Origin of the sequence: Paenibacillus sp. FSL K6-2859 (genome assembly GCF_038008265.1) — a bacterium.
GTDB lineage: Bacteria > Bacillota > Bacilli > Paenibacillales > Paenibacillaceae > Paenibacillus_AQ > Paenibacillus_AQ nitricinens.
Genome location: NZ_JBBOYU010000001.1, coordinates 6643824 through 6656696, shown reverse-complemented (window position 1 = coordinate 6656696; position 12873 = coordinate 6643824). Strand labels below are relative to the sequence as shown.

13 protein-coding genes are annotated in these 12873 nt (G+C 43.3%); 11 read left to right on the top strand and 2 right to left on the bottom strand.

All coding sequences use genetic code 11. The features are described from left to right. Nucleotides 1–108 precede the first annotated feature (108 nt). Nucleotides 109–1524 (top strand): hypothetical protein, encoded by a 1416-nt coding sequence (locus tag MHB64_RS29640; RefSeq protein WP_341135968.1) that lies wholly within the window; start codon nt 109–111, stop codon nt 1522–1524. A 66-nt stretch (nt 1525–1590) separates the two neighbouring features. On the opposite strand, the gene MHB64_RS29635 is transcribed toward MHB64_RS29640, so the two are convergent. Continuing rightward, entirely contained in the window at nt 1591–3081 is a 1491-nt protein-coding gene (locus MHB64_RS29635) for a peptide MFS transporter (RefSeq protein WP_341135967.1), read from the bottom strand. Nucleotides 3082–3395: 314 nt separating this feature from the next. Between MHB64_RS29635 and MHB64_RS29630 the strand changes: the two genes are divergently transcribed. The 6 genes from MHB64_RS29630 (at nt 3396) to MHB64_RS29605 (ending at nt 8458) form a co-directional block, all read left to right on the top strand. Beyond that, nucleotides 3396–3947 carry a TetR/AcrR family transcriptional regulator gene (locus tag MHB64_RS29630; protein WP_094868400.1) on the top strand — a complete coding sequence of 184 codons (552 nt, stop codon included), beginning with the start codon at nt 3396–3398 and terminating at the stop codon, nt 3945–3947. A 102-nt stretch (nt 3948–4049) separates the two neighbouring features. After that, nucleotides 4050–5024, top strand: a complete 975-nt coding sequence (locus MHB64_RS29625; RefSeq protein WP_341135966.1) for an NAD-dependent epimerase/dehydratase family protein — start codon at nt 4050–4052, stop codon at nt 5022–5024. Nucleotides 5025–5109: 85 nt separating this feature from the next. Beyond that, nucleotides 5110–5466: a nucleotide excision repair endonuclease gene (locus MHB64_RS29620; RefSeq protein ID WP_341135965.1), complete on the top strand. Its 357-nt coding sequence runs from the start codon at nt 5110–5112 to the stop codon at nt 5464–5466. A 128-nt stretch (nt 5467–5594) separates the two neighbouring features. Then, nucleotides 5595–6257: a glycosyltransferase gene (locus MHB64_RS29615; RefSeq protein WP_094868397.1), complete on the top strand. Its 663-nt coding sequence runs from the start codon at nt 5595–5597 to the stop codon at nt 6255–6257. A 210-nt stretch (nt 6258–6467) separates the two neighbouring features. After that, complete coding sequence (locus MHB64_RS29610; protein ID WP_341135964.1) at nt 6468–7157, top strand: hypothetical protein; 690 nt, start codon at nt 6468–6470, stop codon at nt 7155–7157. A gap of 11 nt (nt 7158–7168) precedes the next feature. Then, nucleotides 7169–8458 (top strand): polysaccharide deacetylase family protein, encoded by a 1290-nt coding sequence (locus MHB64_RS29605; RefSeq protein ID WP_341135963.1) that lies wholly within the window; start codon nt 7169–7171, stop codon nt 8456–8458. A gap of 23 nt (nt 8459–8481) precedes the next feature. On the opposite strand, the gene MHB64_RS29600 is transcribed toward MHB64_RS29605, so the two are convergent. Next, nucleotides 8482–9543 carry an endonuclease/exonuclease/phosphatase family protein gene (locus MHB64_RS29600; RefSeq protein WP_341135962.1) on the bottom strand — a complete coding sequence of 354 codons (1062 nt, stop codon included), beginning with the start codon at nt 9541–9543 and terminating at the stop codon, nt 8482–8484. A gap of 156 nt (nt 9544–9699) precedes the next feature. Between MHB64_RS29600 and rlmN the strand changes: the two genes are divergently transcribed. The 4 genes from rlmN to MHB64_RS29580 all read left to right on the top strand — a co-directional run bounded on the left by rlmN (nt 9700) and on the right by MHB64_RS29580 (nt 12812). Then, nucleotides 9700–10770, top strand: a complete 1071-nt coding sequence (gene rlmN / locus MHB64_RS29595) for a 23S rRNA (adenine(2503)-C(2))-methyltransferase RlmN (protein ID WP_341135961.1) — start codon at nt 9700–9702, stop codon at nt 10768–10770. Between the two features lie 78 nt (nt 10771–10848). Further along, nucleotides 10849–11136 (top strand): DUF6509 family protein, encoded by a 288-nt coding sequence (locus MHB64_RS29590; protein WP_094868392.1) that lies wholly within the window; start codon nt 10849–10851, stop codon nt 11134–11136. Nucleotides 11137–11252: 116 nt separating this feature from the next. Then, nucleotides 11253–11732 (top strand): transcription elongation factor GreA, encoded by a 480-nt coding sequence (gene greA / locus MHB64_RS29585; protein ID WP_042131553.1) that lies wholly within the window; start codon nt 11253–11255, stop codon nt 11730–11732. A gap of 150 nt (nt 11733–11882) precedes the next feature. Next, the gene (locus MHB64_RS29580; protein WP_341135960.1) at nt 11883–12812 is read left to right on the top strand and encodes an AEC family transporter; all 930 of its coding nucleotides are present in this window, start codon (nt 11883–11885) and stop codon (nt 12810–12812) included. The last annotated feature ends 61 nt before the right edge of the window (nt 12813–12873 follow it).

The following is a 12873-nucleotide window of genomic DNA, read 5'->3' as shown; positions in this document are numbered from 1 at the left end:
TCTGTCTATGCGTAGGGCGGCTTTTTTGCACCCATTTCTACCGAACATTAGCCTACAACCCTGCATAACATATAGCACTTGTAAGTAGGAGAAGGGTGTGGTTCGGAGATGGGCATCCAATTAACAGCACTCCATTATGTATATCTGGCATTCATCGTGTTCATTATGGCACTTCTGATTAAGCGGCGGGATACAACGATGATCTGTATTGCAGGCATCTTTGTACTAGGCTGGCTCGCGACAGAAACGATTAGTGGTTCGGTCACAGGCGTATTCAACTCTTTTGTATATGCAACTAAGGAGCTAATGGGTACGATTATGATTATTTCGATCATTGTAGCCATGAGCAGAGTATTAACACGTACCGGAATAAACGAGACGATGGTTGCTCCGCTTACCCGTTTTTTACGTACGCCGTTTATGGCATTTTGGGGCATTGGCTTCATTATGATGGTAACATCATGGTTCTTCTGGCCTTCGCCAGCCGTTGCCTTGATAGGGGTTGTGCTACTGCCCGTTGCTATTCGTGTGGGATTGCCTGCACTTGGAGCAGCGATGGCGATGAATCTATTCGGTCATGGGATTGCGTTGTCGAGTGATTATATTATTCAAGGTGCACCTAAATTGACGGCAGATGCGGCAGGGCTGCCGGTAAGCAGTGTCATGGAAGCGAGTATTCCACTTGTGATCGTGATGGGTGTAGTCACTACAATAACAGCTTATTGGATGATGCGGCGGGATCAGAAGAATGGTACTTGGCGGGATGGACTTATCTCGGGGAAAAATGCCGGGAATGCGCTAGCTGCAGAGATTGATGCGGTAGAAGATCAAGCTGTCATTCCGCCCACACTGAAGAAATGGTTGGCTATCTTGATCCCACTCTTGTTTCTAGCTGATGTAGCGGGCATGTTTCTGCTGGATTTACAGGGGGGAGACGCAACTGCTTTAGTTGGCGGGACTGCTGTATTTATCTTGGTCGTAGTAACATTGCTCGCACATCGTAATAAAGGATTGGAGCAAGTTACCGCCTATCTAATCGATGGACTTACATTTGGCTTTAAAGTATTTGGTCCAGTGATTCCGATTGCTGCATTCTTCTATTTGGGTGATTCGGCCTTTGCTGAATTGTTTGGAAAAGTTTTACCTGCTGCATCTCAGGGGATTGTTAATGATCTTGGGGTTGCTCTAGCGCATAATGTGCCACTGAATGGTGCTGTAGGTGCTGTGACCGCCACCATAACAGGAGCCATCACGGGTCTTGATGGTTCAGGGTTCTCGGGAATCTCACTTGCGGGGTCCATCGGAAAATTGTTCGCGGTGGCCACTCATTCTGACGCAGCTACTTTAACTGCACTTGGTCAGGTATCTGCCATTTGGGTGGGTGGGGGTACGTTAATCCCATGGGCATTGATCCCAGCCGCTGCGATCTGCGGTGTAAGCCCGTTTGAGCTCGCTAGACGCAATGTTAAACCGGTACTAATTGGACTGATAGTTACTACAATTGTTGCTATGTTTCTGGTGTAGACCCAGCTTAAAACATGATGGAATCCAAAAAAAGCTGCCGAGAATATTCCCGGCAGCCTTATATGTTTATCGTATACCCTTCATGAAATTCTGAATCTTCGAAGAGAACAGGAAGAGAATTAACGCGAGCACAATGGCGACTCCGCCGATGACTCCGAAGTACAGCATTTCAGTATCCGGGGTATAGAACTTCACAATCTGAGCATTGATAGCTTGCGCAGCAGCATTGGACAAGAACCACATGCTCATCATCTGAGCTGTAAAAGCAGCGGGTGCCAGTTTGGTTGTTGCCGAGAGGCCAACAGGTGACAAGCATAGTTCCCCAATGACGACGATAAAGTAGCTGAGAACCAGCCATAATGGATTCACCAGTGAATGGGCTCCACCGAAGTAAGCCGGTACCAGAATCACTAGGAAGGACAGACCGGCAAACAATAAACCAAGCGAGAACTTTTGGGGAATCGTTGGTTGGCGGTTACCGAGCTTTAACCAAATCCAGGCAAATGCAGGTGCAAGGGCGATAATAAACAGTGGGTTAAGCGACTGGAACCAAGCAGGAGAAATGTGTATGCCTGCAAAATCCAACTGGGTGCGCTTATCAGCAAAGCTTGCTAGAACCGTTGAAGTTTGTTCCTGAATCGCCCAGAACATAATCGAAGCCATAAATAAAGGAATGTATGCGAGAATCCGTGATCGCTCTACAGCAGTTGTCTTGGGACTGCGGTACATCACAATAAAGTACATGGTAGGAATAAGCAGCCCTAAGACCCCTACAATTTTAATGAATGTCTCAAAAGTAAGTGCTCCAGTAAGAATGCCTATCGTAACTAATACAGCAAGCACAACTAATCCAATCCCAATCCAAGTAAACAATTTTTTCTTTTGTTCGGCTGGAATCGGGTTGTGTACAATCGTACCCGCCAGACCTAGATTTTTGGTGCGAGTCATTACGTAAACAACTAGTCCGATAAACATTCCGATTGCGGCAATCGAGAAGCCTAGATGGAAATTATTCATACCTACCGCGCCTACAATCAGTGGAGAGATGAATCCGCCGAGATTAATACCCATATAAAAAATGCTGAAAGCAGCGTCGCGGCGGTTATCTTGTTCGCTGTAGATTTCGCCTACAATACTTGATACATTGGGCTTAAGAAGTCCGGTTCCGAGCACGATCATAATCATCGAAGCAAAGAATAGCGTGGCATTTCCCGGTATCGCCAGTAAAATATGCCCGAACATAATTAGAACGCCGCCGTAAAAGACAGCCTTGGAAGTCCCGAAAATTCGATCTGCAAGCCATCCACCTATAATTCCAGACATATATACGAGTGATCCGTAGATAGACATAATTGAAAGGGCCATATCCTCTGGAAATCCGAGTCCGCCTTTGCTTACCTCATAATACATGTAGTAAACAAGGATCGCTCTCATGCCATAATAGGAAAAACGTTCCCAAAATTCAGTAAAGAAAAGTGTGAATAGTCCCTTAGGATGTCCGAAAAATCCGGTTTGCGGGACACTATCTACAATTTTTTGCCTGTCTGTTGCTGACATGAATCAAATCCTCCTAGATGCTAATTGCTCTTTTCATGAAGTTAACACAGCTCTACACTACCTTAATATTTATAATACCCTCATGAGGAAAATCACAACCCTTTGGTAAGAAGGTTCTGAATAATGTCATATTTTTTAGTAATATTTCCAGCGTGGATTATGAATTAACTTTTATTGTGAATGTCATCCAAAACAATTGAGTTTTGAATATTATATTGTTTGGAGTTGCATTATTTCGGAGATGAGCATATACTCTGAACAAGAAAGTGATTGATCAATAACCTAATAAGATTAGGTTACGTAAGGAGATTATCATGACAACAGAATCTAGTTCCGGTCGCAAGAAATCGGATGAATCGGTCACTGTAAACCGCCGGGAACAAATCTTGGAGGCAGCGGTTATTGTGTTCGCCGAGAATGGATACTACCGAGCTACAACAGCACAGGTTGCGGAAAAGGTAGGTATTTCTCAGCCCTATGTATTCAAGGTGTTCAAGAACAAAGAAGAATTGTTTGTCGCTTCCTTAGAACGGGCTTTTGAGCGGATTATTCATTCATTTAAAGGAGTAGAAGCCCCAGCAGATCAAGTGTTGAAGGAAAGTATTAAGGTATACGAGTTGTTGATGGAGACGCATCCGAATGAGATTATTTTGCAAATTCAGGGGTTAGGGATTCGCGATGAAGTCATTCGTGAAACCATGCAAAAGGGAATGCTGGAAATTACCAACCTTGTGCACGAGAAGTTTGTCGCCGCCGGGATCGAGCAGCCTGAAGTAGAGGTAAGCACCTTTATGGCCAATGGTATGCTGTGCAATATTTCTATGGCCCTTGGAATGCCTGAGCTGAAGCCGAAACATCGGAAATAGGTGTAGAGAAGAAGATACGTTGTAACATCTAAGAGCTTAGGCTCCTAGATGTATGATTATAAGTTAGTGATTGATCAATAACAATAATAGGAGGAATGATTTATGTTAACAAAAGCGCTCGTGCTTGGTGCAACCGGGGGAACAGGGACTGTTATTATCGCTGAATTGTTAAAGAGAGGAATAGAAACGGTGGCCTTTGGACGATCGATTCCAAAGCTGGAGAAGCTTGCAACAAAGCTGGGTAATCCCGCCGCGCTTAAGCTAATGGCAGGAGACGTATTTAATGTGCAGGATATATTAGCAGCTGCACAGGATGTGGATGTTATTTTTCATAGTGCATCTGTTCCATATAATGCGATGAGCACGCGACTGTTACCCATGGGAGAGGCGGTTATGGAGGCGGCTAATACGCTGGGAATAAAGGTTGTCGCAGTGGATGGCATTTATCCTTATGGGAGAAGACAGAATGACAAGCCGATCGACGAGGAATATCCGAAGAATCCGCATACAAAAAAAGGAAAAGTGAAACTTGAGTTTGAACGAATGTTTTTTAGCCGGCGTTGGAGTAATACACAGGGACTCATTGTCCGATTACCGGATTATTATGGACCTACTGCCAATGAGGCTTCTTATTTAGGATCGACCCTAGAGTCCATCGCTGCGGGTAAACCTGCAATGTTCATTGGCAATATGAACGTTCCCCGTGAGTATGTATATTTGCCGGATGCGGCTGTCATGATTGTTGAGCTCGCTTGCAGAGAAGAGGCTTATGGTCAGAATTGGAATATTCCGGGGACAGGCACAATTTCAGGTCGAGATATCGTTAAAATAGCGCAAGTAGCACAAGGTTCCAAGAAGCCTGTTATCTCTGTAGGAAGGATTGGATTATCGCTGCTCGGCACATTCGTTCCAGTCATGAAAGAGATCGTGGAGATGCTGTATTTAACCCAGGAACCAGTGATCCTAAGCGGTGGTAAATATGAGCGTAATGTGGGTCCAATTCCCACTACTCCTTTTGAGCAAGGGATAACTGAGACGGTGCTTGCTCTGATGAGTCGTCAGGTCAGGGGAGAATAAAGAACAACGGTCATTGTGAAAGATAGAATAAAAGGCAAACTTATGATACTATTTACTCCTATATAGAAAGAGGACGTGAGCTAAAATGATCAACATAACTATGCCCAATGTGGATGTTCGAATTACTAAACAAATCAACCCGCAGCTAAGCAATATTTACGGATTCACTGATTTCCATCTGATTCCAAGAGATTACGGCGGCATCTTCATGTTCTACAATGACCAAGATGAGTTGTTGTTTGTAGGTAAAGCGAGAAAGCTAAGACCCAGAATCAAAAAACATTTTGAAGATACCGTATCTGATATCAAGCATCATCGGGACGAGGTCACCAGAATTGATGTATGTTTAATCGAAAGTCCAGTTCATAGAGAGATATACGAAACCTATATCATTAATGAGCTGAAATCTAAATACAATGTAGATAAAGTAATGTTCAGATAAATATAAAGAAGAGGCGCCGTCTAATGACGGTGCTTTTTTTATGCTTGAAGAAAGCTAGGAATGAAATAAGAGCATCGGAACACACTATAAAAGATAGTTAATAAATCCTTAAAGGGAGATCGGTCATATTGAAGACTAAGTTTTTGATATTGAAGCTAACCTTACTGTGTATGTTTCTTGTGGTTAGTGTAATGCCAGTAACTGCCGATGCTGCAGCTAAAGAGAAAAAGAGCTCACACAAGCTATGCTTTACGCCCTCTGTAATAGAGCTTAAGGATAATCTCAGGAAACTATGGAGCGATCATGTGATATGGACAAAAAACTACATAGTTAGCGCTTTTGCGAATTCCGAGGATAAAGAGAAGGTACTGGCAAGGTTGCTACAGAATCAGCAGGAGATAGGGGATGTTTATAAGCCGTATTACGGTAAGGCAGTAGGGGATAAGCTAGCTCAATTATTGCGGGAGCATATCCTGATTGCCGGAAAGGTAGTTGCTGCTGCACTAGCAGGTAATCAGTCAGATTTGGAGAAATACAATAAAGAGTGGTACGACAACGCTGACGACATTGCAAAGTTCCTTAGCGCACAGAATCCCAAATATTCGTATGAACAATTGAAAGAGATGCTTCATGAACATTTGGAGCTAATAACGGATGATGTGACAGCTAGAGTTAAAAAGGATTGGGATGCCGAAGTCGTCGCCTTCGATAAAGGGCTTGAGCATATAAATATGTTTGGAGATCTACTAACCGTGGGTATTGTTAAACAATTCCCTGATAAATTCAATTAGAACCAGAGCACCCGCAAGGGTGCTTTTTTCTTGTTATAGGCAACCATTTAGGTCTTTTGATCCAATTCAAAAAGTTAGATATAAAGGCTCACTTACAGACAAGGCAAGTAAACTATAATAGACTCGTGGGCACTCGACATTTTTTGACATTTTTTTATAATTGAGGTGATAAGATCAATGATTTCTCCCTTTTTTAAAAAGAAAGATTCCGTGGATAAGCAGTCCAAACCGGGTATGGTTCAAAAGGTGCAATTATCAGAAGAGCAGGGCGAGGAAGTAGAGGAACAGATCGCTGGCGAGACTTTAGCAGGAGTGGTAACTACGGGAAAAGCTCCGCTTGATAAAAAATCACTCGATCTAATCTTCTCCGTGGAGCAGATTATTCAGGCCAGACAGCATGCCGAGACAAATATTAATGAACTTCAGGATCGGTTGACGCATTCCAGCAGCCATGTTGAACGTTTGAACCGGGACATGAAGAATCTCAATAAAGTGATTGAGGAAAGAGAGAAGAACGTTCGAGAGCTTGAGCATAAATTGATTGAGAAGAATCTAAAGGTCGATCAAGTGCTGGAAGATTATCGGGAGCTTCAGACCACCCTCACCGCAGAGATTGAAGAATTAAAAAGTACGATCGATCTGGAGCATCAAAAGTATGTAAATCTGATCCAAAAGCATAACGAAGCTCATGCAGAGAAGCTTAAAAAGATGAACGATCTGGAAGAGAAGCTCGGACGGATTGAAACTGAGAATGCGCATTTAAGACAGAAATACGATACGATCCGCCAAGAAAAAGCCTACCTCTCCGGTATGATCAGCGATTTTACCAATCGTATGACCGTCCCTTTTGGGAATGGAAGCACGCTGGCGGGAAGAAATGAAGACAACGGAGATACATAAGATTCATGGCAATGAATGAACCGAGCGCTGTTCTAATGATTGAGTTGCTGTCGCTTGAGCATGAACAGGCTGGTTATCAGATTGAGATAGGTTTAACCCGTGATATCGGGTATGCCAGACGCATGCTAACCATAGATGAATTTACATATGAACAACTAAACGCGTTGGCTCCCTATTTTGGGGAAAGAATGAGATTGTCATTGTATCCGAAGTGGGATCCTTTTCGTAATAGTTACTACAGCACACTGGTCATTATGAACCAGACCTTCAGCGAAACCCTGTATTTTGCTTGCTCTGAATATTATGTATCGCAGCTTCTTCAGTTAAAGGAATTAGACGATCCCCATGTACATGAAGAGATTGCTGTTGAAACGACATCACCCTCTATACCTCCAGCACGTAGGCTAAGAAAGAAAAACAAAAAACGGTTTGGAAGACTTGGACTGCAGAGTATTGTGCTCGCTTCTTGTTTAGTAGTTGTATTGTCTCTTCGAATGGGTGGTCAAGTTATGGATCGTGCAGAAGGGTTGAAAGGTCCCTCACTAGGCACCAGCGCTGAGGGGATCGAGAAAATGGTCTCTCTACCGTTCATTCCCCCTATTGGTAAGATAGAAACGACCCCTAGTCAGCAAGAGGAACCTGCGCCTACGCCAGAAACTTCTAAGCCTTCACCAGAACCTTCAGAGCCTCCTCAAGAGCAGATGAAGCGGTATGAGGAGATTAAATTAACCGGGGATAAATACACCTATAGCCTGCCGAAGGGTTACGTAGCCTTGTCATTTGATGATGGCCCGTCGAAATATACGAAAGAAATCGTAGATATTCTAGTAGAGCATGAGGTGGCAGCCACCTTTTTATTTGTAGGGAATAAGGTCTCTCGTAATGTGGAAGCGGTTAAGTATGCGAGCGAGCATCAGATGTCGATTGGAAGTCATTCGTGGGATCATAGCAAGATGACCGACAATGGGGTTAAGGAGAATCAGAATAATTTGGCGAAGGCTAATCAGGCATTGGAGCAAATCACTCAATCGCCGATTACTGTTTTTCGGCCGCCATACGGCGCGATTAATGATAAGTTAGCAGCCAATGTGACAGAACAGCAGATGAAGGTATTGTTATGGAATCGTGATTCTGAGGATTGGAAACGAAAGACCCCAGAAGACGTCATTCAATTTGTTCATCATACTGATCCGTCCGGTGCAGTCTATCTCTTTCACGAAAAGAAGATTACCGTGGAGGCATTGCCTGCTATCATTCAGTATCTAAAAGGGAAAAACATGAAATTCGTCATTTTTAAATAACATCAATGATCCATGATTGGGACTTATTTTAGAATAAGAGTAGCTGTTACAGGGTTATGATCGCTGTGTTCAAAAGATAGGTCATGGCCTTGTACGCCACTTATTGTGATATTCGGTGAAACTAGGAAGCCATCAATTACAGCCCGGAAATTTACACCTTCTGAATAAGCTACATCAAGTGTCCGGACGGACGGCACTTGAGCATCGACAGCCCATTGAAAGCCCTCCGGTTTGAAATCTTCAGGGAACTGCTGTAGCCATTCTGGCCAAGCTTGTGTAGTCTCAAAGGCCTCAGGGGTTGTGCCCGGTAAAGAATGATTCCAGTCTCCGCCTAAGATGAGGTAATTGCCTTTATCATTCTCTCTCTGAATATAAGTAGAAAGATATTCTAATTGCTGCTTGCGAATCGTTCCCCCTTGATCAAAGGCTGATAAATGAAGATTGATCAGGATCAGTTCTTTCCCGTTATCGACGGGGAATCTGCTCTCCATAAAGGCACGGTCAAGTTCAAACAGTTGACGAGGCCAGCTTTCTTTTCCCGGAAGATCATATCTAACGTTACTTGTGCTACTGAATTTAGATAAGGTTAATAAACCGCTATTTACTGAGCCCATCGGATCAAGAACGGGAATCGGTACCCAAGGCACCTTGTAGTTCGTTGCGAATACGTTGCTGTAATCAGAGAAGGTATTCGATAACAAGGAGACCTCATCTATGTGGTTGCTACGAGAAGAATTGATGTCCACCTCCTGCAACATGAATAGATCCGAGCCTGAAGTGGTCATTAGAGAGGCTATTGCCTCAAGATTTGTCTTCGTTTGTTCCCCGCTGCTTGAACGTGAATGGGTCCCGCCATCCATAAAGAAATCCTGCCCCCTATCCAGCCCGGCATAGCCAATATTAAAGGTTGTTATTACAAAAGGCTCTCCCTGCTTCATCATTTGTTCCTGATTATGGTTAACCGTTAGTGGAGTAGTCTCCTTCGGCTTATAATCGGTAATGGTAATATACAGTAAAAAGCCACCAAAGATTAAGACGGCAGCTAGAAGGGCAAAACCGATGATTTTTATTGTGGTTGAGCTCATTTAATTCGATCTCTCCTCAGATGTGATTTCATAGAACGGACTTCTAATGATGTAAACTTCGACGCTTCGCCACAACTCCCCTTGTTTAAATAAAAAAAATTTGAGACAATGAGTAGTGATGGACTGAACTTTAATGTTTTGAAAAGAGGATAACGAATGAATATGGAATCCATTTATGGATTAACTTTTGATCAACTGGCGGCATGGCTGTTAGAACGTGGACATAAAAAATTTCGAGCTACGCAGGTCTGGGATTGGCTTTATCGGAAGCGGATTACAGAATTCACGGAAATGCTCGATGTAAATAAAGAGTGTGTAGAATTATTGGAGCAGCACTATGTGATCCACACGTTGGAAGAACATGTGAAGCAGGAGTCTGCGGATGGGACGATTAAGTTCCTGTTCCGTCTGAAGGATGGCAACCTGATTGAGACGGTACTCATGAGACAGAAATACGGTTTGTCCGTATGTGTCACTACTCAGGTTGGATGTAATATCGGCTGCAGCTTTTGCGCTAGTGGACTGTTAGCGAAGAGTCGCGATCTTAGCAGCGGTGAGATTGTAGAGCAGATTATGAAGGTTCAGCAGCATTTGGATGCAGCAAACCTCGAACAAAAGGTTAGTCACGTTGTAGTCATGGGAATTGGCGAACCGTTCGACAACTTCAAGAACCTGCTCAATTTCTTATCGATTATTAAGGATCACAAGGGATTAGCCATTGCAGGAAGAGGTATTACTGTATCGACGAGTGGGCTTGCTAACAAAATCGTTGAATTTGCCGATGCGAATACCCAGGTGAACTTGGCAGTTTCGCTTCACGCGCCTAATAATGAGCTGCGGACGAAGATTATGAAGATTAACAAGGCCATTCCTATTGAGAAGCTTATGGAGTCCATAGATTATTATTTGGAAAAAACAAATCGCAGAATTACGTTAGAATACATTCTGATGAAGGATGTAAATGACGGCAAGGAGCACGCGCTTGAGCTGACCGAGCTAATCGGCGACCGGCGCCAGCTTGTTAATGTGAACTTGATTCCTTATAATCCAGTCGATGAGCACAGTCAATATCAAAGAAGTGAGCGGGAGACCGTACGAGCCTTTTTTGATACCTTGAAGAAGCAGGGCGTGAGTGTAAGCACTCGTCTGGAGCATGGTGTGGATATTGATGCTGCCTGCGGACAATTGCGAAGCAAACAGATCAAGAAATCGAAAGCTATGGCTTGAGGGACGGGGCGACCCCTTCACGCAGCTTTTTGTGATACAATGACGTGGCAGGTATTAGGAAAAGAGGTTGAATGAGCAATGTTGACATTTACAAGCTACAACGTGGAGAATGTTAAAGATCCTTTTGGTATACTAACCGGTAAACGGTATGAATTCGTGGTTCAACTGGATGTTCCAGAAGATGATGAGCTCTATATAGAGAATGGAGTTTCTGCTAGGGCGATTATTAAAGTGGATGAAGATCAAGTAAGCATCGTGAGTTATGATCTACAAGAGACAACAACAGGTCAGTTGCTTGATTTTGATATGGAAGAGGACGAGGAAGCAGCATTACTCCTTTTCTGTAAAGAGCATTTGCCAGAATAATGATGCAGCATTGACATCCTTGCCCAATGTTCAATTGTGGCAGGGATTTTTATTTACGCATGAATGTGAAATATAGGTTAAACTATTATAAAGCATCCAAAATAGGAGTTGTATACATGTCTAATGAAGAAGTGTTCTTGACCAAAGAAGGATTGGCTCAATTAGAGGAAGAACTGAAGGAATTGAAGGGCCCAGGGCGCAAGGAATTGGCAGCACGGCTCAAATTGGCGATCAGCTATGGAGACTTGAAGGAAAATAGCGAGTACCATTCGGCCAAGGACGACCAATCGTTCATGGAGACTCGTATTATGATTTTGGAGAAAATGCTGACCAAAGCCAAGATCGTAGATGAGAGTCAGATGGATCTGTCAAAGGTTAGTATGGGTTGTATCGTTACCCTGAACGATATCGAATACTCCGAGAAGATTGAATATAGAATTGTAGGGGCCGCTGAAGCAGATGTCCTAAACAACAAGATTTCCTATGAAAGTCCGCTGGGCAAGGAATTGCTGGGTAAAAAAGTCGGGGATATCGTTAGTGTAAACGCACCGATGGGTATCATCAAATATGAATTGCTTGAAATCAAAATGATGTAACACATGATAAAAAAGTCTCAACTCCGTCTCAGGGGTTGGGATTTTTTTAATTATAGGTAATGGCTATTGTGTATATTGATTTCATATCTTAGACGTCTTGCTAAGTTGCGCTTATAGTTTAGATTAACTTAGAGCAGAGGAGTACTGTTCATGATCCAGAGCATGTTAACAACGTTGTATCAAGTCATCGTGCCATTATCCATTCCAGTCATTGTCGGTGCACTGCTTGGACGGTTTAAGAATCTGGATACCAAGCCGTTATTGACGCTCTATTTATACTTTTTAACGCCGGCTATTATTCTTAATACACTGGCTACGGCCGAAATTTCTATGGATGATATTTACAAGACGCTAGCCTTTTCGCTGCTAAATCTGTGCTTTTTATGGGCGATTGCAAATATCATCGGGAAATTATTGAAGCTCGGCCCTTCTGAAATATCGGGATTGACTCTGGTCTCGACATTTACGAATAGTGTGAATTATGGACTTCCCTTGGTGTTGCTGGCTTTCGGACAGCTTGGGCTCGATAAAGCTTCTGTGTATGTGATTGGGCAGATGATTATCGTGAATACTGTGGGCGTTTATTTTGCGGCTAGATCGCAGTTCTCGGTGAAAAATGCTGTAAAGTCCGTGTTCTCTCTTCCTGCCATCTATGCAGCTATGCTAGCACTTTTTCTAAGAATATTTGACCTTCATTTACCTTCTGAGCTTGCTACAGGGGTCTCCATGGTTGCCGGAGGTTATTCACCAGTCGTACTGGCGATTCTGGGAGTACAGATGGTCAAAGTACGAACCATGCCATCTGAACGCAAGGGCCAGTCTGTTTTTTGGACAGGGATGATCATTCGATTAATCTCAGCTCCACTAGTGGCATACCTCGGATTATCTATTCTGCATATTGATGGTATTTTATTCTCTGTACTGCTGATTCTGGCCTCCATGCCAGTTGCCGTCAACGCTGTGGTATTAGCGGAGCGATTTGAAGCCTCTCCAGAGCTGGTATCCAAATGTATTTTATGGACGACGCTTGCTTCGTTTCTTGTGTTGCCGATCCTTATTGTGCTAGTGCAAGGTGCGTAAAGACAAAAAAGACCCTATCTTTCAGAAATGAAAGATAGGGTCTTTCTTACTGTTACTTAAC